This is a genomic window from Rhodanobacter sp. UC4443_H10, from assembly GCF_052978325.1.
In genome coordinates this window covers 3008589-3034682 of record NZ_CM129668.1, presented here as the reverse complement: position 1 = coordinate 3034682, position 26094 = coordinate 3008589, and the positions used below count along the sequence as shown (strand labels likewise).

Below are 26094 nucleotides of genomic sequence, written 5' to 3'. Positions count from 1 at the left end.
TGGTGTGGCAGGCTACGTGCTATGTTCTGATGGTCACTCATGGCGGGGGCGACATGATGCGAATGGGCTTGGCAATCGACGCGGCCTGCGACCTGTCGCAGCCCTTCCTGGAACGGAACAACATCGCCGTCATGCCGATCACGGTGAAGATCGACGGCGAAACGTTCATGGACGATCGCAAGCCCGGCGAATTGCAGCGATTCATCGCTCGCCGGCTGGGCAGCCGCAGCCATTCGGCAGAGACCGAGCCCTGCCCGGTGGAGGACGTGCAGCAGTTGTTCCTGGGCAAGCTGGTGCTGGAACAGGACTGCGTGTTCTGCCTGACCATCACCGCCACGCGCAGCCCGATCAACGACAACGTCAACAAGGCGAGCTTCGCCATCCTGAAAAACTACCGCCAGGTCCGCGAGCAGGCCGGGGTTGCCGGACCGTTCATGATGCGCGTGATCGACACCCGCAATATCTTCGCCGGCGCCGCGCCGGTGGTGTACGCGGCCACCCGCATGATCGCCGCCGGCGCCGCACCCGCGGCGATCCGCGAGCGGTTGCTGGATCTCGCCAACCACACCTACGGCTACATGCTGCCGCGCGACCTTTATTACATTCGTGCGCGTGCCAAGAAGAAGAACGATCGCAGCGTCAGCCTGTTCACCGCGATGCTGGGTTCGGCACTGGACATCAAGCCGATCCTGCGCTGCTTCCGCGGCGAGACCGGCCCGGTGGGCAAGGTGCGCGGCTTCGAGCAGGGCGCCGAAGCCCTGTTCGGCTACGCCGCCAAGCGGGTCAGGGCCGGCCTGCTGGTGCCGTTGGTCTGCGTCAGCTACGGCGGGGACCTGGCCGTGCTGGACCAGTTCCCCGGGTACGCCGAGCTGCGCGCGGCGTGTGAAGAAAGCGGCGTCGAACTGATGGAAGCCCCGATGAGCATCACCGGCATGGTGAATGTCGGCGAAGGCGCGGTCACCCTGGGCCTGGTGGCCGAGGAGCACGAACCGGAGTTCTGAGGCCGCCGCCGCGCTCCGCGGCTCAGAACCCGTACGAGAGGAATCCGCCATCCACCGCCAGCACCTGGCCGGTGACGTAGCCGGCGGCCGGCAGGCACAGGAAGGCGATCGCGGCGGCGACCTCCTCGGGCTCGCCGATGCGTCGCAGCGGCGTGCGGTCGAGTACCTCGTCCAGGTAATCCGGGTCGGCCAGCGCGGGCTCCGAGCGCTGGGTGCGGATGTACCAGGGTGCGACCGCGTTGACGCGGATGCCGTCCACCGCCCACTCCGCCGCCAGGTTGCGGGTGAGCTGGTGCAGCGCCGCCTTGCTCATGCCGTAGGGCGAGCCGGTGCGCACATGGGTGACCGCCGAGACCGAGCCGACGTTGACGATCGCCGCATTGGCGTGCTGGACCAGGTGCGGATGGGCCAGCCGGCACATCGCGAAGGCGGAAAACAGGTTCTGCTCGAAGATCGCGTGGCAGGCCTCGTCGCTGTAATCGAGGGTGGCAGCGCTCTGGTTGCCGCCGGCATTGTTGACCAGCAGCGACAGCGGCACGCCCAGGTCGGCAATCCAGTCGAACACCGCCAGGCGCTCCTCTGCCTCGGCCAGGTCGGCGCCACAGGCGAGCACCTGCACTGCGGGGAAGTCCTCGGCCAGCTCGACGCGTACCTGCTCCAGGTAGTCTTCGTCGCGGGCCACCAGCAGCAGGTCGGCGCCGAGGCCGGCCAGTTCGCGCGCCGTGGCCAGGCCGATGCCCTTGCTCGCGCCGGTCACCAGGGCGGTATGCCCGCGCAGTTGCCACGCGTCCGCGCGGTTGTACGGGAGGCTGTTCATGACGCCAGCTTAGCAACGTGTCCGTGCTCGCGCGCGGCTGCCGGCAACAGCTTGCCTGCCGCGTCGCGCGGCGGGACACTCGCAGCGTCATCTCGCCGAGAACCGCTCAATGAAGCCGCTGCCGATCCTGCTTTGCGTGCTGGCCCTGGCCGCCTGTTCGAACAAGCCGCCCGAGCCGGAGGCCAAGCCCGCCGCTGCCGCCAGCACGCCCTTCGATGCGCTGAAGGCGGACGAGCAGCGGGCGAAGGACGTGCAGAAACTGGTCGACAAGCACGCCGAGGAGCAGCGCAAGCAGATCGAGGCGCAACAGCAGTAACGCCGCGCCTCAGCGCGGACTGCACAGGCAGTCGGCGTAGATGTTCGGCGTGCCGGCCTTGGCGTGGCGCAGCAGCTCAAGCTCCGGCGCCAGCTCGGGCAATTGCGCGAACCAGCGCGGCAGGCGCACGCCCCACGATTGCAACACGCGCGTGGCGGCCTCGTGGTTGAGGTTGACCAGGAAGCGCTCGAAACCGCCCAGCGGGGCCTCCTCGTAGCGCACCGGATAATCCTTGCCGAGCTTGGCCAGCGTCGCGGCCTCGATCACGGCGTCGCGCAGCCCGCCGAGCCGGTCGACGAGGCCGCGCTCGAGTGCCTGACGGCCGGTCCACACGCGGCCCTGCGCGATCGCGTCGATGGCCTGGTACGTCTTGCCGCGGGCCGCGGCGACCTTGCCGACGAAATCGCGGTAGCCCTTGTCGATGACGGCCTGGATCACCGTGCCGACCTTCGGATCGAGCGGGCGGGTGATGTCGAAGGCTCCGGCCATCGGGCCGGTTGCGACGCCGTCGCTGTGGATGCCGAGCTTGGCCAGCGTGCCGGGCACCGTGTAATACATGCCGAAGATGCCGATCGAGCCGGTGATGGTGTTCGGCTCGGCCAGGATGCGATTGGCGTTCATCGAGATCCAGTAGCCGCCGCTGGCCGCCACGTTGCCCATCGACACCACCACCGGGATGCCGGCCGCGCGGGTCTGCGCCACTTCGCGGCGAATTTCCTCGGCGGCGTAGACCTCGCCGCCGGGCGAATTCACGCGCAGCACCAATGCCTTGGTGCGGTGGTCCTCGCGCGCGGCGCGGATCAGCGCGGCGGTGGACTCGCCGCCGATCGTGCCCGGCGCGCGCTTGCCGCCGACGATCTCGCCTTCGGCCACCACGACCGTCACGCCGGGCGCGAGCAGCTTGCCCTCGCGCGGCAGGTGGTCGACGTAGCGCGCCAGATCGACCTGGCGGAAGCCCCGCTGCTTCTCCCCGGCCGGCACGCCTTGCCCGCGCAGCATCGCGATCAGCTCGGCGCGGGTGGCGGTGCCATCGATCAGATGCTGGTCCAGCGCCAGTTTGGCCAGATCGCCCTGGGTGCTGGCGATGTGCTGCGGCAGGTTGTCGACGTCGTCGCGCAGCGCGGCCGGGTCGATCTTGCGCAGGCCGGCCACCTCGTCGAGGTAGCCGTCCCACAAGCCGTCCATCCAGTAGCTGTCGGCCTGCTTCGCCTCGGCCGAGGCGTGGTCGAGGATGTACGGTTCGGCCGCGCTCTTGAACTCGCCGACGCGGAACAGGTGCACGTCGACGCCGAGCTTGTCGAGCAGATCCTTGTAGAACAGGCGGTAGTTGGCCAGCCCGGTGAGCATCACGCCGCCCTGCGGGTCGAGCAGCACCCGGTCGGCGTGGGCAGCGAGGTAATACTGGCCCTGGTCGAGATTGACGCCCCAGGCGATCACCGGCTTGCCGGCGGCACGGAAACGGTCCAGCGCCACGCCCACCTCGCGCAACGCCGCGAAGCCGCTGCTGTCCAGATCGCCTGGCAAGAGCAGGATGCGGCTGATCCGCGCATCCTTCGCCGCGGCGTCGATCGCGCCGACCAGATCGCGCAGTTGCACCTGACTGACGTCTTCGCCGGAGAGCCGCGACATCGCCCGCTGCAGCGGCGCGGCGCTGTATTGCTCGACCAGTTGCCCCTGCGGCTTGAGCACCAGCACGCTGCCCGGCAGTACGCCATGCTCGTCGGCGGCGGTGACGGCCACCACCAGAATGAGCACGATCGCCAGGAACGCGAAGAACACCACGTTGATGATGATCAGCCGCACCACGTTGAGACCGTGCCCCAGTTGCTGCAGCGCGCTGCGGCGGCGGGACGGGGGCGGCAGGGGTGGAGTCATGGAAAGGGTCCCGGGGATCAGGCGTCAAGCGTAACCGGTCGGGCCACGGCGGTCATGGCAGCCGCCCGCCAGCGCTGCTTCCACGCGCTGCGCCAGAACCGCACGAACAGCATCACCGCCGCCACCGACAGGCCCGCGATCAGGCCGACCCACATGCCGCGCGCGCCCATGCCGTGGCGGAAGGCCAGCCACCAGCCCACCGGCATGCCTACCACCCAGTACGAGAACAAGGTGATCGCCATCGGCACGCGGGTGTCCTTCAATCCGCGCAGCGCGCCGTTGGCGGCGACCTGGACGCCATCGGAGAACTGGAACAGTCCGGCCAGCATGATCAGCTGCGCGGCCAGCGCGATCACCCGGTTGTCGTGCGTATACAGCGACGCGATGAAGTGCGGCAGGCTCAGCATCAGCGCCGCCGACAGCAGTTGCGTCCCGAGCGTCAGGCCGATGCCGCAGAAGCCGGCGTAGCGCACCCCCTGCTCGTCGCCGCGACCCACCGCGTTGCCCACCCGCACGGTGATTGCCATCGCCAGGCCCAGCGGGATCATGAAGAACAGCGAGGCGATGTTGATGGCCACCTGGTGGCTGGCGATCACGTCCTCGCCCAGGGTGGCGATGATCAGCGCGGTGGCCACGAACAATCCGGCCTCAGCCAGCAGCGTCACCGCCATCGGTGCCCCGATATGCACCAGTTGGCCGATCCGGTGCAGGTCCGGCCACTCGAAGCGCTCGAACAGGCCCAGCCCGCGGTAGTTGCGCCGGAAGATCACGTAGATGCCGAACGCCAGCAACTCCAGCCACAACACGATCGCGGTGGCCACGCCGCAGCCGTGCGCGCCCTGCGGCGGGATGCCCAGCTTGCCGAACATCAATACATAGCCCAGCGGCACCAGCAGCACCAGCCCGCCGAGGCTGAAGTACATCGACGGCCGCGTCATCGACAGGCCTTCGGACAGGCCGCGCAAGGCGAAATAGCAAGTCAGCGCCGGCGCGCCCCAGCTGATCGCCAGCAGGAAGCGCTGCACGTCGTGGCGCAGGCTCGCCGTCACCCCGATCAGCTCGATCAGCGGCTCCGCATGGCGCACCGCGAACCACAGCAGCGCGCCCATGCCCAGCGCCAGCCACAGCGCCTGGTGGAACACCGCGCCGACCTCATGGCGCCGACCGGCACCGTCCAGCTGCGCCACCGACGGCGGCACCGCCATCATCATGCCGATGCCGCAGACGATCGCCAGCGACCAGATGCTGGCGCCCACCGCCACCGCGCCCAGCACGTGCGCGCTGACGTGGCCGGCCAGCACCGCGTCGATCACGTTGCTGCCGACCGCCGCCAGCTGCGCGGCGATCAACGGCAGCGCCAGGCGCACGGTGGCGCGCACCTCATGCCGCAGGCGCGCACGCTCGGGACGAAACGGATTCATGACACGATCTGACTCCAGGGCCGCGCATTTTACCCGAGCCATCGGTCATGGGTACGACGCGGCCCGCCTGTGCGAAGATCGGCGGCGCCGTTGCCCGGGGACCCCGATGCCGCAAGCCCTCACCTTGCCCACCGAAAGCCACTGCGCCAATTGCGGCGCCGTGCTGCAGGGCGAGTTCTGCCACGCCTGCGGACAATCGGTACGCAGCGTGCTGCGGCCGGTGCACGGCATGCTGGAGGACACACTCGACCTGGTGGCCAACTGGGACGGCCGCGTGGTGCACACCTTGCCGCCGCTCCTGCTGCGGCCGGGCTTCCTCACCCTGGAGTACTTCGCCGGCCGCCGCGTGCGCTACCTGGCGCCGTTCCGCACCATGTTCCTGTTGTGCCTGGCCGCATTCTTCCTGCTGCCGATGGCGCTGGACACCGGCGGCGCCGCGGACACGCCGATGAAGGTGACCGTGGCCGGCGCGAGCTTCCAGGATGCGAAAACCCCGGCCGAGGTGGATCGCCTGCTGAAGAAGCAGCTCAAGCAGTTCGCGCCGACCGAGCAGATCCCGGTGGTCGGTTCGCTGGCCGCGCAGCAACTGGACAAGGCGCGCCTGCAACTGACCCGCGAGGCGATGCAGCGGCGCATCGCGCTGGGCGACACCACCGCGGTGGTGCCGCAGACGGTTGCCGACCTGCCCGCGCTGCCGGCCCCGCGCGCGCCCTCCGAAGCGGCCCGGCACAATCCGCTGGACATGGCCTGGGACGCGCAGAAATACCCGGTCCACGTGAGCTGGCTGCCCGATTTCCTCAACACGCGGATGAACCGGTCGTTGCAGCGCATGCACGACAACCTCGCCGCCATGCGCGGTCCGGGCGATCATTCGGCGGTCAAGGCACGCCTGCTGGGCCAGGTGCTCGCCGCCCTGCCGGGGACGATGTTCTTCATGCTGCCGGCGTTCGCCCTGCTGCTGAAGGTGATGTACCTGTTCCGCCGCCGCCTGTACGTCGAGCATCTCATCGTGGCCCTGCACAGCCACGCCTTCCTGTTCCTGTGCCTGCTGCTGGGGGTGCTGTTCCAGTTGCTGGCGGTGGCGCTGGAGCCACACGCGCCCTGGCTTTCCACGCCGCTGGGCTGGCTGATCAACGCACTCTGGATCTGGGCGCCGATCTACCTGCTGGTGATGCAGAAGCGCGTCTACCGGCAGGGCTGGCCGATGACGGTGCTGAAGTATCTGGTGGTCGGCTGGTGCTACTGCTGGCTGTTGGCGTTTGCCATCCTCGGCGCCGCCGCGATGGGCTTGGCGGAATGAGCGCCCGGGGAGGTTTTGCACAGCACCGCAACGCCCGGCAAGGATGTGACGGGCATTTGTCGATTCTGTGAACGGTGACCGAACCCGTTTTGCAAGTCGTTGAATAAAATCCGGTTTTATTCATGACGAAAAGCTCGCCAAGCCGTCACGGAAGGCGCCACGACGGGCTTCGCGGGCTGCGCTCCCCGCCGCATCCACAGAGTTATCCACAGCGATTGTGGATAAGCATGAAAACACCGTAGCCATAGCGACTTACCCGGAACTTCTCGACCTTCGGCCAGCAAGTGCACGCAACTCGACGGGTCGCTGCGGGTGCCGGCGGGGCGGGCCGAAAAGCACCCTCGGTTACACTGGCGGACGCCATCGAGGTCCCCATGCCGACCGTTCTTCGCGTCGCCCTGCCGCTGCCGCTGCCCACCCTGTTCGACTACCTGCCGCCCGCCGGGGATGTACCGCGCCCGGGCAGCCGGGTGCTGGTGCCGTTCGGCCGCGACAAGCTGGTCGGCGTGGTGGTGGAGAGCGGTGTCGAATCGACGCTGGACGGCCCCCGGCTCAAACCGGTGCTGCGGGCGCTGGACGACGACCCCCTGCTCGACGCCGAACTGCTGCAGACGCTGGCCTGGGCCACCGACTACTGGCTGGGCGCGCCGGGCGAGGTCTGCACCAATGCGCTGCCGCTGGCGCTGCGCGAAGCCCGGCCGCTGCCGGCAATCGACGAGGAATACTGGGCGCTCACCGCGACCGGCCGCGAAGCGCTCGCGGCCGGCAGTCGCCGTGGCGGCAGCCGCGCCCTGCTGGCTCTGCTGGCTGACGGCGCGCTCGGCGCGCAGGAGCTCAACGAGCGCCAGAGCGGCTGGCGCGAGGCCGCCCGGCGCCTCGCCGCTGCCAACCTGGTCGAGCGCCGCGACCGACCGCCGACCGAACCGCGTGCCCCCCCATCGACGGCTCCCGTCCTCAGCGACGAGCAGCAGCAAGCGGTGGCCGCCGTCGGGGCCAGCCTCGGCCAGTACCAGCCGTTCCTGCTCGATGGCGTCACCGGCAGCGGCAAGACCGAGGTCTACCTGGCGCTGATCGAGCAGGTGCTGGCGCAAGGCCGCCAGGCGCTGCTGCTGGTGCCGGAGATCGGCCTGGCGCCGCAGACCATGCGCCGCCTGCGCGAGCGGCTGGGCGTGGCGGTGGAGGTGCTGCACTCCAATCTCGCCGAAGGCGACCGCGCGCGCGCCTGGCTGCGTGCCCGTGCCGGCACCGCGCGGGTGATCCTGGGCACGCGTTCGGCAATCTTCACGCCGCTGCCGCAGGCCGGCCTGATCATCGTCGACGAGGAGCACGACGCCTCCTACAAGCAGCAGGAAGGCTTTCGCTACCACGCCCGCGACCTGGCCGTGGTGCGCGCCCGCGCGCTGGGCGTCCCGGTGCTGCTGGGCTCGGGCACGCCGTCACTGGAGTCGTTGGCCAACGCCGAGGCCGGCCGCTACCGCCAGCTGCACCTGCGCGCGCGACCCGGCGCGGTGCGGGCGCCGCAGGTGCAGATCATCGACATCCGCGCCCAGCGGCTGCAGCACGGCTTGTCGCCGGCGCTGCTGAGTGCGGTGGCCGAGACGATCGCGCGCGGCGAGCAGGCGCTGGTATTCCGCAACCGCCGCGGCTATGCGCCGGTGCTGCTGTGCCACGCCTGCGGCTGGCACGCCGAATGCCCGAGCTGCCAGCGCCCGCTGACCCTGCACGCGGGGCGGCGCCAGCTGATTTGCCATCACTGCGACCGCCGCCAGCGCATGCCCACGGCGTGCCCGGCCTGCGGCGCCGTTGAACTGACCGCCCAGGGCCACGGCACCGAACGACTGGAAGAAGCGCTGCTGGCGCACTTCCCCGGAGTGCCGGTGCTGCGCGTGGATCGCGAAACCACCCGGCGCAAGGATGCCCTCGAGACGATGCTGGCGACGCTGGACGACGCCCAGCCGGCGATCCTGGTCGGCACCCAGATGCTGGCCAAGGGCCACGACCTGCCCAACCTCACCTTGGTCGCGATCGTCGGCGTGGACGAGGGCCTGCACAGCGTGGATTTCCGCGCCGAGGAACGGCTGGCGCAACTGGTGGTGCAGGTCGCCGGCCGCGCCGGCCGCGCGCGCAAGCCCGGGCAGGTGCTGCTGCAGACGCACCAGCCCGACCACCCGCTGCTGCGCAACCTGCTCGCCCACGGCTACGCGGCCACGGCGCGCGAGCTGCTGGCCGAGCGCCGGCTGACCGGGCTGCCACCCTTCAGCCACCAGGTGCTGCTGCGTGCCGAGGCGACCGCGCGCGAGGCGGTCGATGCGTTCCTTGCCGCCGCCCATGCCGCGCTGCCCGCCGGCGCGGCGCTGCAGATCGCGGGCCCGATGCCGGCGCCGATGGCGCTGCGCGCCGGGCGCCAGCGCGGCCAGTTGCTGATCGAATCGGCCAGCCGCGCGGGCTTGCGCAACGTGTTGCGGCCGTGGCAACTGGCGCTGGGCGCACTGCCGACCGCACGCAAGGTGCGCTGGTCGCTGGACGTCGACCCGATCGACCTGTACTGACGGACTTCAGTCGGCGTCCGGTGCCGGCGAACGCGGCGGGATCAGCCAGCGCACCGCCAGCACGCCCACCTCGTACAGCAGGCACATCGGGATGCCCAGCATCAGCATCGAGGTGATGTCCGGCGGCGTGATCACCGCGGCCACGCCGAAGGCGCCCACGATCGCGTAGCGGCGGCCGCTGCGCAGCTTGTCCAGATCCACCACGCCGATCGCCGCCAGCACCACCACCGCCACCGGCACCTCGAAACACAGGCCGAAGGCGAAGAACATCAGCATCACGAAATCCAGGTACTGGCTGATGTCGGTCATCATCTCCACGCCATTGGGCGTGACCGCCACCAGGAAGCGGAACGCCGCCGGCAGCACCAGGAAATAGGCAAACGCGCAGCCGAGATAGAACAGCGCCATCGCCGCCACCAGCAGCGGCCGCGCCAGGCGTTTCTCGTGCTTGTACAGGCCGGGGCTGACGAACGCCCACAACTGGTACAGGATCACCGGCATGCTGATGAACAGCGCCAGGTAGAAGGCCAGCTTCAACGGCGTGATGAACGGGCTGGTGACGCCGGTGGCGATCAGGTGCGCGCCTTCGGGCAGGCGCGCCACCAGCGGCGCAGCCAGTTGCGAATAGAGCCGGTTGGCGAACGGCACCAGCGCCAGCAGCACCAGCACCAGCGCGGCCAGCGACTTGAGCAGGCGCGTGCGCAGTTCGAGCAGATGGGAGAACAGCCCCTGCTGCAGGTCGCCCTCAGGCCCGGATTCGGGCGTGTCAGCGGTCGCCATGGGTCACCTGGCGGGTCGGGGCCGCGGGTCGGTCGGTGGTCGGCTCGCCCAGTGGCAATTCGGCCTGCGGGCCGGGTTCGGCGGGCTCCTCCGCGGGAGCGGCGACCGGCTCGTTCAGCGATTCGCCGGCTGCGGTGACTTCACCGACGATCTGCGCCAGCGGTTCGCGCACCTGGCCCACGCCGTCCTTGACCTGCTGCTGCGCGGCTTCGGCCTGCGCCGCCGCCTCGCGCGCGGCGCGGCGGATCTCCTCGACCTGCAATTCGCGCTCCACCTCGGCGCGCACGTCGTCCCAGCCGCGGCGCACGCGGCGCATCAGCGCGCCGGCGGTGCGCGCCGCACCGGGCAACTTCTCCGGGCCGAGCACGATCAGGGCGATCAACGCGAGCAGGACCAGTTTGCCGAGGCTGAACTCGATCATCGTCGCGCACCAGCCGCCGCCGGCCTAGCGGGTTTCGCTGGAGTCGCGCTGACTCTGCGTCGCGGCGGGATCGGCCGGCTTGGGATCGGCGCGCAACTGCTCGGCCTCCTTGCGGCGGGCGTCCTCGTCGTCCTTCTTCTTCGCCTCGTCGTCGCCGCTGAGACCCTTCTTGAAGCCGCGGATGGCCTCGCCCAGGTCCGGACCCAGGTTGCGGATTTTCTTGGTGCCGAAGAGCAGCAGCACGATCACCAGGAAAATGAGCCAATGCCAGACGCTGTCAAAACCCATGGTCAACCTCGAGGCCGATTCCAGCCGAACAAAGCTGGCGCCAATCGCGCCGTCAGTTACTGTGAAGTGTACTCCTCGAGCTGGTCGCGGAACTTCACGACCGGCGCAGGGACGTTGCTGACGCCGCCTTCGAAAATGCGGCGCGGCGTGATGCCCGCGCCATACACGGCGGCATTCGCATCATAGTCGATGCGCAGCGCCGCGCCATCCAGTGCGACACCGGCGAACAGGCCGCGGCTGCGCGAGTAGGAGTAGATCTCCGCCTTCAGTTGCGCATCGGTCGAGGCGTGCGCGGTGCGCCCGACCGGGCCGGCGGCGGCAGCGGCATCGGCGCCCAGGGTGAACTTGCCGTTCACGATCGAATCGACGCCCTTCTGGGTGCGGAACACCAGCACCACGTCGGTGGACGACACGCCGGCCTGGAAACCCACGCTGCCGCCGGTCATGGTGATGAAGCTGGGGTTGGACCAGGTGCCGTCCGCGGCCTTGACCGAGACCAGGCCTTCGCCGCGGCGGCCGCCGAAGACGAAACCGACCTTGAGCATGCCGGGAATCACCGCGATCGCCCTGGCGTCGCGCAGCAGGTCGCGCGGAATCGCCTTGTCGGGCGCCTGCATGATTTCGTTGAGCACCGTCACCGCATTGGTCGCGCGCACCAGCGGCGGGTCCTCAGCGTGCGCCGCGGTCAGCGGCAGCAGCAGGGCAAGGCCGATCAGCAACACGTGGGGCAGCATGGTCTTGGACATGGGAGCTCCATAGGCTTGAGATGATTTCGTCGGGCGTCGGCTGCCGGCGTGCTTGTGGCAGACTGCGGTTTGTGGCCGGTACGACCGCGCCGCTTCACGACTGTCACGATGCCCTTGCCCGATCACTATACCGGCGTTGCCGGCCATTCCCACGAGGCCGCACCGGCCACCGTTCAGGCTGGCGTGCTGCTGGTCAACCTGGGCACGCCGACCGCGCCGACCGCCGCCGCCGTGCGCCCCTACCTGGCCGAGTTCCTCGGTGACCGCCGGGTGATCGATTACCCGCGCTGGCGGTGGTGGCCGATCCTGCACGGGGTGATCCTGCGCGTGCGGCCGAAACGTTCCGCGCACGCCTATGCGCGGATCTGGGACGAACGCGGCTCACCCTTGCGCTACCTCAGCGAGGCGCTGGCCGCGGCGCTGCAGGCCGAGTTCGATCGCCGGCAACCCGGCACGCTGCGGGTGGCACTGGCGATGCGCTATGGCGAGCCGTCGGTGGTACGCGCCGTCGAACAGCTGCAGCGCGAGGGCGTGCGCCGGCTGCTGGTGCTGCCGCTGTACCCGCAATACTCGGCGACCTCCACCGGTTCCGTCATCGACGCCGTCGCCGACGCGCTCAAGACGCTGCGCTGGCCGCCGGAGCTGCGCCTGGTCAACGATTACCACGACGACGACGGCCACATCGAAGCGCTGGCCACCAGCATCGAACGCTGGTGGGCGGCCAACGGCCGCGGCGAGAAACTGCTGCTGTCGTTCCACGGCATTCCCGAGCGCTACGTGCGGCTCGGCGATCCCTACGCGGAACAATGCCGGCGCACCGCGCAACTGCTGCGCGAACGGTTGCAGCTGGGCGAAGCGGACATGGTCGTCAGTTTCCAGTCGCGAGTGGGGCGCGAGCGCTGGCTGCAGCCGTACACCGACGCCACCGTGCGCCGGCTCGCTGCCGACGGCGTGCGCAGGCTCGACGTGGCCTGCCCCGGCTTCGCGGTGGACTGCCTGGAGACGCTGGAGGAGATCGCGATGCAGAACCGCGACTTCTTCACCGAAGCCGGCGGCGAGACGCTGCGCTACATCCCCGCACTGAACGACAGCGCCGAACAGGTGGCCGGCCTCGCCGCGCTGATACACCGACACCTCGGTGGCTGGCCGGAAGGCGGCGCATGACCGAACCGGTCGAGCGGCGCATCGCGCTGCCCGCGTCGACGCTGGCAGCGCAAGTCTGGGGCGAGGCCACGTTGCCACCGCTGCTGGCCCTGCACGGCTGGCTCGACAACGCCGGAAGCTTCGCGCGCCTGGCGCCGCGATTGGCCGCGCACTGGCGGGTGATCGCGCTGGACCTGCCGGGCCATGGCCATTCCGGCCATCTCCCCGCCGGCGCCAGCTACCACTACGTCGACCACGTGCAGGCGGTGCTGTCAGCCGTCGACGCGCTGCAGCTGGATCGCTACGCGTTGCTCGGCCACTCGCTGGGTGCCGGCATCGCCAGCCTGGTCGCTGCGGCGCGGCCCGAGCAGATCGAGCGCCTGCTGCTGATCGAAGGCCTCGGCCCGCTCGGCGACGACGGTTCGCACACGCTGCAGCGCTTCCGTGACGCGCTGGCGCCACGCGAGAGCAACGGCAAGCCGCTGCGGGTGTTCCGCGACGTCGCCCAGGCGATCAGCGCACGCAGCATCGCCAGTGGCCTGCCCGCCGAACAGGCACGACCGATCGTCGAGCGCGGCCTGCTCGAAACCGACGGCGGCTGGCGCTGGCGCAGCGACCCGCGGCTGACCCGTTCCAGCGCCGTGCGGATGGCTGAGGCGCAAGTGCACGCGCTGCTGCGCGGCATCACCGCACCCACCGCGCTGTTGCTGGCGCAGCCGACGACGCCTTACCTGCCCGACGCGATGATGCAGACCCGCGCCGCTTGCGTGGCGCACATCACAGTCAGTCACATGGACGGCGGCCACCACCTGCACCTCGAACACCCGCAAGCCGTCACCGACTGGATCAAAAACTCGTCACCGCTGCCGTAGGGCGGGCAATGCCCGCCGCACTGCATGACGACACAAGGCAGGAGCAGAAGCCGGCGGGCAGTGCCCGCCCTACCGCGTCCGAGACTCGTCAGAGCTTCTTCAGGCCCAGCACGTCCAACCCCTGCTCGAAGCGGATGTCGACCGGGATGTGTGCCTGATCCAGCCGCTTCAGGTCGCCGGCCAGCTCGGCGTCGACGGCGCCCATCTGGTCGGTGAGCCGCTTGGCCGCTTCGTAGTCGCCGTCGCCCTGGATGGTCAGCAGCTTGGCCGACAGCGCGTTCATCGCCGCGGTCATCTTGTCGAAGTCGACGCGGTAGCGGCCAGTGTTCTCGTCACGGCTGAACGCGCCCTGCTGCTTGAAGAAGTTGAAGCGCACCATGTTCGCCTTGGCATGCGCGTCGCTGGCGCCGAAGCGCACCGAGCGCAGGATGCCGGCGAGGAAGGTGACGTAGTTGTCCATCAGCTTCGACTTGTCCAGCTCGCCCTTGTCGGCCAGCTTGCTGACCATGTACAGGCCGAGGATGTCGGCCTTGCCTTCCTCGAAGCTGGAGGCCTGGTCCTTCAGCGCCTTGCGCACGGTGCCTTTGCCGTCCAGCGTGTTCTTGATGCCCAGGCCGTGCGCCACTTCGTGGAACATGGTGTTCTGGAAGAACGCGTCGAAGGTGAGGTTCTTCTGCTGGTCGTCGGCGATCAGCTCATGGGCGATCGGCAGCATGATCTTGTCGAACTTCGCCTGCATCACGTTTTCCAGCTGCAGCCGGCGCGTGCCTTTCTTCAGCTGCACCTGCTCGTCGTTGGGCAGGTTGATCGCGATGGTCTTGGCGCCGACGTTGGCGTCGCCGCCGTAGTAGACCGCGAAGTAGGCATTGAGGTCGGCGTCGGAGCCGGGCTTCTCGGCCTTGTACTTGTCGGCCACCGGCAAGCCGCGCTGCAGTTCGGGCAGGTATTTGGCGAAGCGCGCGAGCTTCGCGCTCCACGCCTGGTCCTTGATAAGCACGTAGGATTCGTAGCTGGCCTTGTAGCCGTAGAGCTGGTCCTCGTAGGTCTCGATCGGACCGATCACGATGTCGACCGGGTTGCTCTTCATGTCCATCCAGGCGAAGTCGCTGGCCTGGTAGTCGTCGCTGAGCAGCGCGTCGGCGCGCATCGTCAGGTACTTGCGGAAGCCGGCGTCCTTTGCCAGTTTCGCGGCTTCGCGCAGCAGGCCGGCGGTCTTCTCCAGCTCGGCCTTGTACGCCTCGTGGTAGGGCACGGTGACCAGCTGGCCCTGCGCATCGCGGCGCAGCAGGGTGTACAGCGAGGTCTTGTCCGCGAGCGGCGACTGCTCGAACTGCTCCTTGGTCATGTCGGCCGGGTAGAACTGCGCGCCGGCCGGGCGCGGGCCGATGCCGTCGACGAAGGGCTTGTCGTTGTCCAGCCGGTCCCACGGGCCGTAGTTGATCTCGGCGAATTCGCGCACCGCCGGGTCGCCGATCTTCGCCAGCAGCGCGTCACGGTCGCCCCAGCTCTGCTTCCAGTACAGCGCGTTCATGCTGTCGGCGGCCTCCACCAGCAGGGCGATCATCTGCTTCTGCCCGGCATCGAACGCCGACAGGTCCGCCGTGAGTTTCACCGTGGCGTAGTCGGACAGATGCCGCTGCACCTGTGCCGCCGTCTCGATGGCAGCGGGCGCGACCACGGAGGTCGTCGGCGCGGGCGCCAGCTCTTCCTTCGACACCGGCTGCGCGGCGTCGGGATGGGAGGAGCAGGCGGACAGCGCGAGCAGCAGGCAGGCGGGAAGCAGGCGTCGCAGCATGATCGTGTCCTGGCGAGAGAATGTTGCATGGTATCGCTCCGGCGGCACGGGGATACCTGACCGGTTGCACATGCGGCCGCGGCAGGCGTGGGTTATCGTCGCCTTCCCCTCGCTTCGCCACGTCCATGGACCAGCCGTCGATGCCTGTCGCTCCGCGCCATCGCGCCGCGCTGGCCTTCATCTACGTCACCGTGCTGCTCGACATGCTGGCGTTCGGCATCATCATCCCGGTGCTGCCGCACCTGATCGAGCAGCTGGCCGGCGGCGGCATCGCCCGGGCAGCGTGGTGGGTGGGCATCTTCAGCACGGTGTTCGCGATCGTGCAGTTCGTGTTCTCGCCGGTGCAGGGTGCGCTGTCGGACCGTTTCGGGCGGCGGCCGGTGATCCTGGTTTCCAACCTCGGCCTGGCCGTGGATTTCGTGATCCTGGCGCTGGCGCCCACGCTGTGGCTGCTGTTCGCCGCGCGCGTGCTGCTGGGCATGACGGCGGCCAGCTTCAGCACCGCCAACGCGTACATCGCGGACATCGTGCCGAAGGAGAAGCGCGCCGCCGCGTTCGGCATCCTCGGCAGCGCGTTCGGACTGGGCTTCATCATCGGCCCGGGGCTGGGCGGTTTCCTGGGCGGCATCGCGCTGCGGCTGCCGTTCTGGGTGGCGGCCGGGCTGGCGCTGTGCAACTTCCTGTACGGCTGCTTCATCCTGCCCGAGTCGCTGCCGGCCGAACGCCGCACCGCGCGCATCGAGCTGCACAGCGCGCATCCGTTCGGCTCGCTGAAGCTGCTGCGCCGCCAGCGGCAGGTGTTCCACCTGGCCATCGTGCTGTTCCTGGTCTACCTCGCCCACTACGTGTTGCAGACGGTGTTCGTGCTGTACGCGGATTACCGCTACCACTGGGGCCCGCAGGCGGTGGGCTACGTGCTGATGCTGGTCGGCGCCTGCGACGGCTTCGTGCAGGCGGTGCTCACCGGCAAGCTGGCGCCGCGCTTCGGCGAACGCCGCGTGCTGCTGGCCGGCATGCTGTTCGGCGTGGGCGCGTTCCTGGTGATGGGCGTGGCCGATGTCGGCTGGGCCTTCCTGTTCGGCATCCCCCTGCTGGCCCTGTGGGGCCTGGCGATGCCGCCGATCCAGTCCCTGATGACGCAGCAGGTCGATCCCTCCGAGCAGGGTCGACTGCAGGGCGCGATCGGCAGCCTGGGCAGTTTCGCGGGCATCTTCGGGCCGTACCTGTTCGCCCAGGTGTTTGCGCTGTCGATCGCGCCGGGCTCGCCGCTGCACCTGCCCGGCGCCGCCTTCGTGCTGTCGGCGGGCCTGATGCTGGCGGGCCTGGTGATCGCCGCGCGGGCCACCCGGCGCCTGCCGCAACCCGCCGCCCACGTCACGGCCGAATCGCTGCCCGGCGACGCGCCGGCACTGTCCGCCATCCATCCGGCAACACCCACCCATCCGCCGCAGGCGGTCCACCCACAGGAAGAAAAACCATGACACTTTCCATGTACCAGGCCTCCGTCCCCGTCTTCGTCCGCGCGCTGGGCAACCTCACCCATGTGCTGCAGAAGGGCGAGCAACATGCGATTTCGAAGAACGTCAGCGGCGAAGTGCTGCTGCAGGTGCGCCTGATCCCGGACATGCTGCCGCTGATCAAGCAGATCCAGATCGCCTGCGACATGGCCACGCGCGGCGCGGCGCGCCTCGCCGGCGTCGAACCGAAGTCCTTCGAGGACAACGAGACCACCTTGCCCCAGGCCTACGACCGCATCGCGCGGGCGATCGATTACGTCAAGAGCTTCAGCGCCGAACAGATCGACGGCAGCGAGACCCGCACCGTCGTGATGAAGACACGCGCCGGCGAAGTCACGCTCGAGGGTCAGGCGTACCTGTTCGGCTTCACCATCCCCAACCTGTTCTTCCACTGCACCACCGCCTACAACATCCTGCGCGAAGCGGGCACCGACATCGGCAAGAAAGACTTCATCGGCGAAGCCTGAGCGGGCGAACTCCGTCCTGCGGAAGCGAGTCCGGGCGGAGGCCGGACTCGCCACCGCAAGCAGTCGCCCCAGCCGCTCCACTCGTTGAAACCACGGCGATCAGCCGCGACTGGCGGCGCATGTCCCAAACTGTGACGCACACCACCTTTGCCTGCCCGCTGCTGGCGCGTCCCCTGCTTGCTGTCACTCGTCCCCACGGTTCTTCCCCTTCGAGTGACTTTCCATGAACAGGATTTTTGAATGCATCATCGCCGGCGGCCCGCAACACGGCCAACTGTGCCGCGCGCCCTGGGATGAGCAGCGTGCCACGCCCCCCGCCATCATCGCGGAGGATGGCGAGGTTTGCGTCGCCGCGGCACGCAAGCACACGGACCCGGCGCACACTCGCTTCATCCTGCTGCACCCGCGGGCAACCGGTGAGCAGTTCCTGACCCTGCTGGCGGCCTGAGTGACCCGCAGCGTCAGTTTCCGCTGGCCGGCCGCCTTGTCGGCCGCACGCAAGGCGTCGACAATGGCCGGCCCATCGAAGGCGCCGGGAATCGCGCGCGCCATCGGCGCACCGGACCCCACGCATGCTGCGACTCACCGACCTCAAGCTGCCGCTCGACCACGGCGAGGCCGCGCTTGCCGCTGCCATCGCCAGGCGGCTTGAGCTCGAACCCGGCGAGCTGACCGGCTACACCATCGCCCGCCGCGGCTACGACGCGCGCAAGCGTGGCGCGATCACGCTGATCTACGCGCTGGACATCGACACCCCGCGCGAAGCCGAACTGCTGCAACGCTTCGCCGACGACGCGCACGTGCAGCCCACGCCGGACACCCGCTACCACTTCGTGGCCGAGGCGCCGCCGCGGTTCGAACACCGCCCGCTGGTGATCGGCTTCGGCCCCTGCGGCCTGTTCGCCGGCCTGATCCTGGCGCAGATGGGTTTCCGCCCGGTCATCCTCGACCGCGGCAAGGAAGTGCGCGAGCGCACGAAGGACACCTGGGACCTGTGGCGCAAGCGCGAGCTGCACCCGGAATCCAACGTGCAGTTCGGCGAGGGCGGCGCCGGCACCTTTTCCGACGGCAAGCTGCACAGCCAGATCCGCGACCCGCAGCACCATGGCCGCAAGGTGCTCACCGAGTTCGTGAAGGCCGGCGCGCCGGAGGAGATCCTCTACGTCAGCAAGCCGCACATCGGCACGTTCCGGCTGGTGTCGATGGTGGAGAACATGCGCGCGACGATCGAGTCGCTGGGCGGCGAGATCCGTTTCAGCCAGCGCGTGGACGATCTGCTGCTCGAACCGCGCGCGGACGGCCAACAGCAGATTCGCGGCGTCACCCTGGCCAGCGGCGAGCAGTTGCGATCCGATCACGTGGTGCTGGCACTCGGCCACAGCGCGCGCGATACGTTCGAGATGCTGCATGCGCGCGGCGTGTATCTCGAGGCCAAGCCGTTTTCGATCGGCTTCCGCATCGAGCACCCGCAGTCGGTGATCGACCGCGCCCGCTTCGGGCCGCAGGCCGGCCATCCGATCCTCGGCGCGGCCGACTACAAGCTGGTGCATCACGGCAAGGGAAGTCAGGGTGGACGCGGCCGCTCGGTGTACAGCTTCTGCATGTGCCCCGGCGGCACCGTGGTGGCCGCCACCAGCGAGCCGGGGCGCGTGGTCACCAACGGCATGAGCCAGTACTCGCGCAACGAGCGCAACGCGAACGCGGCGGTGGTGGTCGGCATCGAGCCGTCCGACTTCGCGCCGTACGGTGAAGGCCCGCTCGCCGGCATCGCGCTGCAGCGTGCACTGGAAAGCCACGCCTTCACCCTCGGCGGCGAGAACTACAACGCGCCCGCGCAGCTGGTCGGCGACTTCCTCGCCGGTCGCGCATCACGCGAATGGGGCGACGTGCAGCCCTCCTACAAGCCCGGCGTCACCCTGGGCAGCCTCGACAGCGCGCTGCCCGACTACGCCATCGCCGCGATCCGCGAAGCGCTGCCCGCGTTCGAGCGCCAGATCCGCGGCTACGCGATGCACGACGCGATCCTCACCGGCGTGGAAACGCGCACCTCCTCGCCCGTCCGCATCACGCGCGACGACAGCCTGCAGAGCCTCAACGTCCGCGGCCTGTATCCCGCCGGCGAAGGCGCCGGCTACGCCGGCGGCATCCTTTCCGCCGCTGTGGACGGCATCAAGGTGGCCGAGGCGCTGGCACTGGACATGGCGAAAAGCCGGGTTCGCGCAGACGATTGATTGTGCCGCGCCCCGGCCGCATCTTGGGTCGGGTCCGCAGCGCCGCTGCCTCCCCCGGATTTGCGAGGTATCCCATGTCCACGTCAGCGATTCCCGTTCCGCTGCGCATCGATTTCGTCTCCGACGTGTCCTGTCCCTGGTGCGCCGTGGGCCTGGCGTCATTGCAGCATGCGCTGGCGAAGCTCGATGGCGAGGTGTCCGCGGAAATCCACTTCCAGCCCTTCGAGCTGAATCCGCAGATGGCGGCGGAAGGCGAGGATTCCACCGAGCATCTGCGGCGCAAGTACGGCAGTTCGGCCGAGCAGATCGACGCCAATCGCGAGGCGATCCGTGCGCGCGGCGCGGCACTCGGTTTCACCTTCAACATGGACCGGCGCAGCCGCGTCTACAACACCTTCGACGCGCACCGGCTGCTGCACTGGGCCGAGCTGGAAGGGCGGCAGCTGGTGCTGAAGCAGATCCTGCTGCGCGCGTATTTCACCGACGGCGAGGACGTGAGTTCGCACGACACGCTGGCGCGGCTGGCTGTCGAAGCGGGGCTGGATGGCGAACGGGCGCGGCAGTTGCTCGAAAGCGACGAATTTGCCGACGAGGTGCGCGCGCAGGAGCAGTTTTTCATGTCGCGCGGCATCCACTCGGTGCCGGCCACCATCGTCAACGGCCAGCACCTGATCTCCGGCGGTCAGCCGCCGGAGGCGTTCGAGCAGGCGTTGCGGCAGATCGCCGCCGCGCGATAGGGCGCGCGATTCAGGACTCGAACGGCGCGGGCCGCCCGATCCAGTAGCCCTGCCCCATGGCGCAGCCCATCGCGTGCAGCGCGGCGTACTGGATCTCGGTCTCGATGCCTTCGGCGACCACGTCGATGTCCAGCGCGCGGGCCAGCGCAAGCACCGCTGCGACCACGGTGGTACTGCTGGTGTTGGCGCCCTTGTCCAGCTCGTTCACGAACGCGCGGTCGATCTTCAGGATGCGCAGCGGCAGCGAGTGCAGATAGCTCAGCGACGAATAGCCGGTACCGAAATCGTCCAGTGCCGCGCCGACGCCGGCGGCGCGCAGGCGCTCCAGCGTGGCGCGCACGCGCTCCGGATCGTCGAGCAGGGCGCCCTCGGTGACTTCCACCACCACCCGCGTGGGCGGCAGGCCGGTGCGTTCGAGCAGCTCGATCAGGCGTGAGTCGAAATTGTCGTGGCGCAGGTGCATCGCCGACACGTTGAGCGTCATGAAGGTGTCGGTGCGCTCCTGCCGGCGCAGGCGCTGGCAGCTGATCTCGAACATGTGCCAGTCGATCGCCTCGATCAGCCCGCTGTCCTCGGCGATCTTGAGGAAATCGCCCGGCAGCAGCAGGCCGCGTTGCGGATGGTTCCAGCGGATCAGCGCCTCGTAGCCGACCACCGCGCGATCCTCCAGGCGGCAAATGGCCTGGAAATGCGGCTCGAACTGGCCGTGCTTCAATGCCTGGCGCAACTCGCCTTCCAGCGTCAGCACGTCGACCACGCTGCGCGCCAGCGTCTCGTCGAACAGCTGGTAGCGCTTGCGGCCGAGTTCCTTGGCGCGATACAGCGCGATGTCGGCATCGCGCAGCACCTCGTCGGCGGTCAGGTAGCGGCCGTCGCCGATGGCGATGCCGACGCTGACCGCCACTTGCAACTCCTTGCCGCCGGCGGGCATCGGTTCGGCCAGCGCATCCATCACCCTTTGCGCCACGACATTGGCGTCGGCCGGCTGCTCCACCGATTCCAGCAGGATGGCGAACTCGTCGCCCGACAGCCGCGCCACCAGGTCCGGATGACGCACGCAGCCGGACAACCGCGTGGCGACCTCTCTCAGCACCTCGTCGCCGGCCAGGTGGCCGAGGCTGTCGTTGATGATCTTGAAGCGGTCCACGTCCATGTACAGCAGCGCGCAGCGCGGGCGTGTGCCTGACGCCGGCGTCGACAGCACGCGGTCGATGCGGTCGCGCAGATAGCTGCGATTGGGCAGGCCGGTCAGCGGATCGTGCATCACCTGGTGCTTGAGCTGATCCTGCACGCGTTCGCGCTCGATGATCTCCTTGCGCAGCGCCAGCGTGCGCTCTTCCACCCGGTGTTCCAGCTGCTCGTAGGCGCGATGCAGGGCCTCGGCGGCACGGCGGCGGGTGAGGCTGTTGGCGACCTGGGTGGCCACGAAACTCAGCAATTCCTGCTCGGACGGGCCGTAGGAGACGTCGGCGTCGTAGCTCTGCACCGTCACCAGCCCGATGACCTCGTCGCCGACGATCAACGGCACGCCGAGCCAGCAGGTGGAAGGCGAGCCCGAACGGCCGGCCACGATCTCGCCGCTGCGTTCCAGCTCCTCGATGTCGGCGTTGTCGGCGCGCAATGCGGTGCCCCGGCGCAGCACGTATTCGCTCAGCCCGCGGCCGAGCGGGCGGCTCGGCGGCGGACGCAGCTTGGCGTCGACGGCGTAGGGGAACAGCAACTGCTGGCGGTCGTCGGAGAGCAGCGCGATGTAGAAGTTCTGCGCGTTGAGCAATTCGCCCACCACGCCGTGCACGCGGCGGTAGAACTCGCCATGGTCGATGTGCGCGGTGGCCAGTTCGGCGATGCGGAACAGCGCGGTCTGCAGGTGCTCGGCGCGCTGCCGCTCGACGATCTCCTGCTGCAGGCCGCGATTGGCTTCGGCCAGTTGCGCGGTACGCAACTGCACGCGCTGTTCCAGATCCTCCTTGCCCTGCTTGCGCTCCAGCGCGATCAGGATGTGGCTGGCGACGAACTCCAGCAGCGCCAGGTCGCCCGGGGTGTAGCCGATCTCGGGCCGGTAGCTCTGCACCACCAGCGCCCCGCCGGGGCGGCCGTCGCGCATCATCGGCACGCCGAGCCAGTCGCGGCTGTCGGTGCCGATCACCTTCACCGGGCCCTGCGCCTGGATGCGCAGCTCCTCGGCGTCACCCATGCGCGCCTTGCCGTCGCGCAGCACATACCAGGTCAGCGTGTGCTCGATCGCGCTGATCGGCATGTCGAGGCCGCCGCCTGGCGCCACGGGATCTTCCACGTCGACGTAGTACAGGAAACGGACCGTGTCGCGCGCGGCGTCGTGCAGCACGATGAAGAAGTTGTCCGCGTACATCAGCCCGCTGACGATGGCATGGATGCCGCGCAGCACGGTGGGCATGTCGCGCTCGGAACCGGCGAGGTCGGAGATCGCGAACAAGGCGCGCTGCAGGTTCTCCGAGCGCTCCAGTTGCTCGTGCGAGTGCTGCAGTTCGAGCCATTCCAGCGCACGTTGCAGATGCAGGCGGGCCGGCCGCAGCAGCGCAGCCATCTCGTCGAGAAAGCGGGGACCCGCCCATGCAGGCTGCAGGCGCAGCACCAGCACGGCCGGCTGCGGCAGCTCGCACAGGCGCAGTGCCACGCGCTGACCGTCCGCATGCCACTGTGCCCCGGCGGTGCCGGCAGCCTGTTCGATCCACGGCCAATCGGCATCGTCGACCGGCATGGGCGGCATGCTGCAGACGCCGGCCCGATCGTGCAGCCGCCACAACACGCTGGCGGCTTCGCAGCCGGGCCGGTCTCGCGCCAGCGCGGCGATTGCCGCAGCCACTTCCGCTGGCGAGCGGGCGCCGACCAGATGGGTCAGCCAATTCAATTGCAGCGAGTCGTCGATGGACATCGACTCCATCGTGCCCCCTTTCCTGTCGCCGGGATGTCGCCGGGATGTCGCCGGATCAGGTTCGAGCCGCGGCCCGGCCCAGCATACGCGCCTGCCACTGTGCGACATTCCGCGGGGCATCGGCAAGCCGCGGCCGCGTTGACATGTCCGATAGACTGGGCAGCCGGCCGGCAGGGCAGCGCACACGCGCGGCGCGCCCCGGCCCCGCACCGTGTCACGGACCTGTCACCCCGCATGCTCGCCGACTCCACCAAGGACGCCATTCGTGCCGCCTACGCCCGCATCAAGGAGGGCCTGCCGGGCTTTCGCGCGCGCGCCTCGCAGGGGCGCATGATCGCCGAGGTCGCCAAGGCGCTGGCCAGCGCCGGCGGCGTGGCGGTCATCGAGGCACCCACCGGCACCGGCAAGTCGATGGCCTACCTGGTCGCCGGCCATGAAGTGGCGCGCTTTCAGAAGAAGAAGCTGCTGATCGCCACCGCCACCGTGGCGCTGCAGGAACAGCTCGTGCAGCGCGACATTCCGCTGTACCTGAAACTCAACGACATCGAAGCGAAGGTGGCGCTGGCCAAGGGCCGCGGCCGCTACCTGTGCCCGCGCAACCTGCTGATGGCGGCCAACAGCATCCACGACGCGCAGCTTGGCCTGGCCGGTTTCGAGGCCGACCTGCTGCTGTGGAACAAGCCGCCGCAACCGCGCGACAAGCAGTCGCTGGCCAAGCTGCGCGACGCGTTCGACCGCGGCGAATGGAACGGCGACATGGACAGCGCGCCGGAGCCGGTCAGCGACCTGCTGCGGCCGATGATCACCACCAGCGCCGGCGGCTGCACCGGGCGCAAGTGCGGGCAGTTCATGAACTGCCCGTTCTTCGCCGCGCGCCGCGCGGTCGACGACGCCGACATCATCGTGGCCAACCAGGATCTGGTGCTGGCCGATCTCACCATGCCGGGCGAGGACGACAGCTGGGGCGGCGTGATCCTGCCGCGCCCGGACGAGACGCTGTACATCTTCGACGAAGGCCACCACGTGCCCGGCAAGGCGATCGAACGCGGCGCGGCCGAAGTCTTCATGACCGCCACCGTGCGCCAGTTGAGCCGGCTCGGCCGGCAGGTGCATGCGGCCTATTCGCTGACCGACAAGGAACGCCTGGGCAAGCTCGCGCTGGACCAGGGCGACGAGAAGCTGCAGGAGCTGAGCAACACGCTGGAGGAGCTGGAGAAGGAAATCCGCCTCGCCTGGCTGCCCGACCCGGCCGAGACCGAACCGATGTACCGCGGCTCGCTGGGCCAGCTGCCGGAGCCGTGGGTGGAGCATGCGCGCGCGCTCGACCTGCTCACCGGCGAGGTGCAGCGCTGGCTCAGCGCGGTGCGGCGCGCCGTGGTGGAGATGACCGACGGCGGACCGACCCAGGAGGCCTTGTCGCGCGAGCTCGGCATCGCGCTGGAGCGCATCGGCCGGCAGGCCGCCTGCTGGCGCGCGTGGTCCAGCGACGATCCGGACAACGCCCCGCCGCTGGCGCGCTGGGTCACCCTGGGCGCGGACCAGCAACTGGTCTGCCATGCCTCGGCCGTCTCCGCCGCGGGCCTGCTGCGCAACGTGCTGTGGAACAACGCCAGCGGCGTGGTGATGACCTCGGCCACGCTCAGTGCCGGCGGCAACTTCCGCGGCTTCGCCGATGCCGTGGGCCTGCCCGACGATGCGGTGACGCTGAGCCTGCCCTCGCCGTTCGACCTCGCCGCGCAGGCACGCCTGGAAGTGCCCGCGATGCACACGCTTCCCGACGCGCGCGAGGCGCACGCCGAGGAAATCAGCGCCTGGCTGGCGGACCACCTCGACTGGGACGCCGGCAACCTGGTGCTGTTCACCTCGCGCGCGAAACTCGACCGCGTGCTGCAGAAATTGCCGATCGCGCACGTGCGCAAGGTCCGCGCGCAAGGGTCGCTGGGCAAGTCGCAACTGGTCGCCGAGCACTGCGCCGACATCGAGGCCGGCAAGGGCAGCACGCTGTTCGGCCTCGCCTCGTTCGGCGAAGGCCTCGATCTGCCCGGCAAGCTGTGCGAGACGGTGGTGATCACCCAGTTGCCGTTCGCCGTGCCCACCGACCCGGTCGGCGCGACCTACGCCGAGTGGCTGGAATCGCGCGGCCGCAACCCGTTCATCGAGGTCAGCGTGCCCGAGGCTACCCGCCTGCTCACCCAGTACTGCGGCCGCCTGATCCGCAGCGAAACCGACCACGGCCGCATCGTGTTGCTGGACCGCCGCGTGGTCACCAAGCGCTACGGCAGTGGCATGCTGCGCGCATTGCCGCCGTTCGAGCGCGTCATCGAGAGAACCGCATGATCGTCCGCCTGTCCGACTGCCCGCTGCGGCCGTGGAAGAACGGCCTGGGCCGCACCCGCGAAATAGCCGTCCAGCCGTCCGCCGCCGGCATGGACGATTTCCTGTGGCGCGTCAGCCTCGCCGAGGTCGACAGCGCCGCGCCGTTCTCCGCGTTTCCCGGCATCGACCGGCAGATCGTGCTTCTCGACGGTGCCGGCTTCACCATGACGCTGGATGACGGCCGCAGCCACGCGCTGACCGCTCCGTTTGTGCCGTTCGCGTTTCCCGGCGAGGCGAAGGTCGAGGTGGCACTGGCCGGTGGTTCCACCCGCGACTTCAACCTGATGCTGCGCCGCGGCCGCGCGCGCGGCGGCATCGAAGTGTGGCGGGATACCGGAGCGTACGCGACGGGCGCCGCCACCGTGCTGGTGTACTGCGCCCGCGGCGCCATCGACTGCGTCGACGGCACGCTGCAGGCAGGCGACGCCTGGCAACCCTCGTCCACCGCCACCGCGCCGATGACGCTGCACGCGAACGCGGTGGCGCTGGTCGTGCACGTCGAACCCGTCGCCTGACGGATGTCACTGGGCC

22 protein-coding genes are annotated in these 26094 nt (G+C 69.3%); 13 read left to right on the top strand and 9 right to left on the bottom strand.

The genetic code is table 11. The features are described 5' to 3' along the window. The first annotated feature begins 56 nt into the window (after positions 1-56). Entirely contained in the window at positions 57-1001 is a 945-nt protein-coding gene (locus ACVCMB_RS13730) for a DegV family protein (protein ID WP_447107178.1), read from the top strand. A gap of 22 nt (positions 1002-1023) precedes the next feature. On the opposite strand, the gene ACVCMB_RS13725 is transcribed toward ACVCMB_RS13730, so the two are convergent. Next, positions 1024-1818 (bottom strand): SDR family oxidoreductase, encoded by a 795-nt coding sequence (locus ACVCMB_RS13725; RefSeq protein ID WP_447105408.1) that lies wholly within the window; start codon positions 1816-1818, stop codon positions 1024-1026. 109 nt (positions 1819-1927) lie between these two features. Between ACVCMB_RS13725 and ACVCMB_RS13720 the strand changes: the two genes are divergently transcribed. Continuing rightward, positions 1928-2134, top strand: coding sequence for a hypothetical protein (locus ACVCMB_RS13720; protein ID WP_395121077.1), 207 nt, complete (start codon positions 1928-1930; stop codon positions 2132-2134). Positions 2135-2143: 9 nt separating this feature from the next. On the opposite strand, the gene sppA is transcribed toward ACVCMB_RS13720, so the two are convergent. Beyond that, complete coding sequence (gene sppA, locus ACVCMB_RS13715) at positions 2144-4009, bottom strand: signal peptide peptidase SppA (RefSeq protein WP_447105407.1); 1866 nt, start codon at positions 4007-4009, stop codon at positions 2144-2146. Between the two features lie 17 nt (positions 4010-4026). Beyond that, entirely contained in the window at positions 4027-5430 is a 1404-nt protein-coding gene (locus ACVCMB_RS13710; RefSeq protein ID WP_447105406.1) for an MATE family efflux transporter, read from the bottom strand. A gap of 106 nt (positions 5431-5536) precedes the next feature. Here ACVCMB_RS13710 and ACVCMB_RS13705 point away from each other — a divergent pair, with 106 nt between their 5' ends. Both ACVCMB_RS13705 and ACVCMB_RS13700 read left to right on the top strand, forming a co-directional pair. After that, positions 5537-6730 (top strand): DUF3667 domain-containing protein, encoded by a 1194-nt coding sequence (locus tag ACVCMB_RS13705; protein WP_395121074.1) that lies wholly within the window; start codon positions 5537-5539, stop codon positions 6728-6730. Between the two features lie 374 nt (positions 6731-7104). Then, positions 7105-9279 (top strand): primosomal protein N', encoded by a 2175-nt coding sequence (locus ACVCMB_RS13700; protein ID WP_447105405.1) that lies wholly within the window; start codon positions 7105-7107, stop codon positions 9277-9279. Between the two features lie 6 nt (positions 9280-9285). Here the strand turns inward: ACVCMB_RS13700 and tatC are convergent, their stop codons facing one another. The 4 genes from tatC to ACVCMB_RS13680 are packed head-to-tail and all read right to left on the bottom strand — an operon-like array spanning position 9286 to position 11514. Beyond that, positions 9286-10059, bottom strand: coding sequence for a twin-arginine translocase subunit TatC (gene tatC / locus ACVCMB_RS13695; protein WP_395121072.1), 774 nt, complete (start codon positions 10057-10059; stop codon positions 9286-9288). After that, complete coding sequence (tatB, locus tag ACVCMB_RS13690; RefSeq protein ID WP_447101110.1) at positions 10046-10480, bottom strand: Sec-independent protein translocase protein TatB; 435 nt, start codon at positions 10478-10480, stop codon at positions 10046-10048. Before tatB ends, tatC begins: the two co-directional genes overlap by 14 nt. Positions 10481-10504: 24 nt before the next feature. Further along, the gene (tatA, locus tag ACVCMB_RS13685) at positions 10505-10768 is read right to left on the bottom strand and encodes a Sec-independent protein translocase subunit TatA (RefSeq protein WP_395121070.1); all 264 of its coding nucleotides are present in this window, start codon (positions 10766-10768) and stop codon (positions 10505-10507) included. A 56-nt stretch (positions 10769-10824) separates the two neighbouring features. Beyond that, positions 10825-11514 carry a lipid-binding SYLF domain-containing protein gene (locus ACVCMB_RS13680; RefSeq protein ID WP_395121069.1) on the bottom strand — a complete coding sequence of 230 codons (690 nt, stop codon included), beginning with the start codon at positions 11512-11514 and terminating at the stop codon, positions 10825-10827. Between the two features lie 108 nt (positions 11515-11622). On the opposite strand from ACVCMB_RS13680, the gene hemH reads away from it, so the two are divergent. Beyond that, entirely contained in the window at positions 11623-12678 is a 1056-nt protein-coding gene (hemH, locus tag ACVCMB_RS13675; RefSeq protein ID WP_447101111.1) for a ferrochelatase, read from the top strand. Beyond that, a complete protein-coding gene (locus tag ACVCMB_RS13670) occupies positions 12675-13529 on the top strand; it encodes an alpha/beta fold hydrolase (RefSeq protein WP_447105404.1) in 855 nt (284 codons plus the stop codon). Before hemH ends, ACVCMB_RS13670 begins: the two co-directional genes overlap by 4 nt. A gap of 88 nt (positions 13530-13617) precedes the next feature. Here ACVCMB_RS13670 and ACVCMB_RS13665 read toward each other — a convergent pair whose 3' ends face one another. Further along, on the bottom strand, positions 13618-15324 hold the full coding sequence (locus ACVCMB_RS13665) for a dipeptidyl-peptidase 3 family protein (RefSeq protein ID WP_447105403.1): 1707 nt from the start codon (positions 15322-15324) through the stop codon (positions 13618-13620). Between the two features lie 125 nt (positions 15325-15449). On the opposite strand from ACVCMB_RS13665, the gene ACVCMB_RS13660 reads away from it, so the two are divergent. The 5 genes from ACVCMB_RS13660 to ACVCMB_RS13640 all read left to right on the top strand — a co-directional run bounded on the left by ACVCMB_RS13660 (position 15450) and on the right by ACVCMB_RS13640 (position 20276). Next, positions 15450-16805, top strand: a complete 1356-nt coding sequence (locus ACVCMB_RS13660) for a TCR/Tet family MFS transporter (RefSeq protein ID WP_447105402.1) — start codon at positions 15450-15452, stop codon at positions 16803-16805. Further along, positions 16802-17308 (top strand): DUF1993 domain-containing protein, encoded by a 507-nt coding sequence (locus ACVCMB_RS13655; RefSeq protein ID WP_395121064.1) that lies wholly within the window; start codon positions 16802-16804, stop codon positions 17306-17308. The genes ACVCMB_RS13660 and ACVCMB_RS13655 overlap by 4 nt, the downstream gene beginning before the upstream one ends. A 223-nt stretch (positions 17309-17531) precedes the next feature. Then, positions 17532-17756: a hypothetical protein gene (locus tag ACVCMB_RS13650; RefSeq protein WP_395121063.1), complete on the top strand. Its 225-nt coding sequence runs from the start codon at positions 17532-17534 to the stop codon at positions 17754-17756. Positions 17757-17880: 124 nt separating this feature from the next. Then, the gene (locus ACVCMB_RS13645; RefSeq protein WP_447105401.1) at positions 17881-19539 is read left to right on the top strand and encodes an NAD(P)/FAD-dependent oxidoreductase; all 1659 of its coding nucleotides are present in this window, start codon (positions 17881-17883) and stop codon (positions 19537-19539) included. A 74-nt stretch (positions 19540-19613) separates the two neighbouring features. Next, positions 19614-20276 (top strand): DsbA family oxidoreductase, encoded by a 663-nt coding sequence (locus tag ACVCMB_RS13640; RefSeq protein ID WP_395121061.1) that lies wholly within the window; start codon positions 19614-19616, stop codon positions 20274-20276. A 10-nt stretch (positions 20277-20286) separates the two neighbouring features. Here ACVCMB_RS13640 and ACVCMB_RS13635 read toward each other — a convergent pair whose 3' ends face one another. Next, positions 20287-23187 carry a bifunctional diguanylate cyclase/phosphodiesterase gene (locus tag ACVCMB_RS13635; protein WP_395121060.1) on the bottom strand — a complete coding sequence of 967 codons (2901 nt, stop codon included), beginning with the start codon at positions 23185-23187 and terminating at the stop codon, positions 20287-20289. Positions 23188-23421: 234 nt separating this feature from the next. On the opposite strand from ACVCMB_RS13635, the gene dinG reads away from it, so the two are divergent. Both dinG and ACVCMB_RS13625 read left to right on the top strand, forming a co-directional pair. Beyond that, positions 23422-25524 carry an ATP-dependent DNA helicase DinG gene (dinG, locus tag ACVCMB_RS13630; RefSeq protein ID WP_447105400.1) on the top strand — a complete coding sequence of 701 codons (2103 nt, stop codon included), beginning with the start codon at positions 23422-23424 and terminating at the stop codon, positions 25522-25524. Further along, positions 25521-26078 (top strand): HutD/Ves family protein, encoded by a 558-nt coding sequence (locus ACVCMB_RS13625; RefSeq protein WP_447105399.1) that lies wholly within the window; start codon positions 25521-25523, stop codon positions 26076-26078. The genes dinG and ACVCMB_RS13625 overlap by 4 nt, the downstream gene beginning before the upstream one ends. Positions 26079-26094 lie beyond the last annotated feature (16 nt).

Excerpts from the sequence above, each read along its gene's own strand:
- ACVCMB_RS13680 (WP_395121069.1), bottom strand. The coding sequence starts at position 11,514 with ATGTCCAAGACCATGCTGCCCCACGTGTTGCTGATCGGCCTTGCCCTG.
- ACVCMB_RS13640 (WP_395121061.1), top strand. The coding sequence starts at position 19,614 with ATGTCCACGTCAGCGATTCCCGTTCCGCTGCGCATCGATTTCGTCTCC.
- ACVCMB_RS13710 (WP_447105406.1), bottom strand. The coding sequence starts at position 5,430 with ATGAATCCGTTTCGTCCCGAGCGTGCGCGCCTGCGGCATGAGGTGCGC.
- ACVCMB_RS13655 (WP_395121064.1), top strand. The coding sequence starts at position 16,802 with ATGACACTTTCCATGTACCAGGCCTCCGTCCCCGTCTTCGTCCGCGCG.
- tatB (WP_447101110.1), bottom strand. The coding sequence starts at position 10,480 with ATGATCGAGTTCAGCCTCGGCAAACTGGTCCTGCTCGCGTTGATCGCC.
- ACVCMB_RS13730 (WP_447107178.1), top strand. The coding sequence starts at position 57 with ATGCGAATGGGCTTGGCAATCGACGCGGCCTGCGACCTGTCGCAGCCC.
- sppA (WP_447105407.1), bottom strand. The coding sequence starts at position 4,009 with ATGACTCCACCCCTGCCGCCCCCGTCCCGCCGCCGCAGCGCGCTGCAG.
- ACVCMB_RS13625 (WP_447105399.1), top strand. The coding sequence starts at position 25,521 with ATGATCGTCCGCCTGTCCGACTGCCCGCTGCGGCCGTGGAAGAACGGC.
- ACVCMB_RS13720 (WP_395121077.1), top strand. The coding sequence starts at position 1,928 with ATGAAGCCGCTGCCGATCCTGCTTTGCGTGCTGGCCCTGGCCGCCTGT.
- dinG (WP_447105400.1), top strand. The coding sequence starts at position 23,422 with ATGCTCGCCGACTCCACCAAGGACGCCATTCGTGCCGCCTACGCCCGC.
- hemH (WP_447101111.1), top strand. The coding sequence starts at position 11,623 with ATGCCCTTGCCCGATCACTATACCGGCGTTGCCGGCCATTCCCACGAG.
- ACVCMB_RS13660 (WP_447105402.1), top strand. The coding sequence starts at position 15,450 with ATGGACCAGCCGTCGATGCCTGTCGCTCCGCGCCATCGCGCCGCGCTG.
- ACVCMB_RS13725 (WP_447105408.1), bottom strand. The coding sequence starts at position 1,818 with ATGAACAGCCTCCCGTACAACCGCGCGGACGCGTGGCAACTGCGCGGG.
- ACVCMB_RS13650 (WP_395121063.1), top strand. The coding sequence starts at position 17,532 with ATGAACAGGATTTTTGAATGCATCATCGCCGGCGGCCCGCAACACGGC.
- ACVCMB_RS13665 (WP_447105403.1), bottom strand. The coding sequence starts at position 15,324 with ATGCTGCGACGCCTGCTTCCCGCCTGCCTGCTGCTCGCGCTGTCCGCC.
- ACVCMB_RS13700 (WP_447105405.1), top strand. The coding sequence starts at position 7,105 with ATGCCGACCGTTCTTCGCGTCGCCCTGCCGCTGCCGCTGCCCACCCTG.
- tatA (WP_395121070.1), bottom strand. The coding sequence starts at position 10,768 with ATGGGTTTTGACAGCGTCTGGCATTGGCTCATTTTCCTGGTGATCGTG.
- ACVCMB_RS13705 (WP_395121074.1), top strand. The coding sequence starts at position 5,537 with ATGCCGCAAGCCCTCACCTTGCCCACCGAAAGCCACTGCGCCAATTGC.
- ACVCMB_RS13645 (WP_447105401.1), top strand. The coding sequence starts at position 17,881 with ATGCTGCGACTCACCGACCTCAAGCTGCCGCTCGACCACGGCGAGGCC.
- ACVCMB_RS13635 (WP_395121060.1), bottom strand. The coding sequence starts at position 23,187 with ATGTCCATCGACGACTCGCTGCAATTGAATTGGCTGACCCATCTGGTC.
- ACVCMB_RS13670 (WP_447105404.1), top strand. The coding sequence starts at position 12,675 with ATGACCGAACCGGTCGAGCGGCGCATCGCGCTGCCCGCGTCGACGCTG.
- tatC (WP_395121072.1), bottom strand. The coding sequence starts at position 10,059 with ATGGCGACCGCTGACACGCCCGAATCCGGGCCTGAGGGCGACCTGCAG.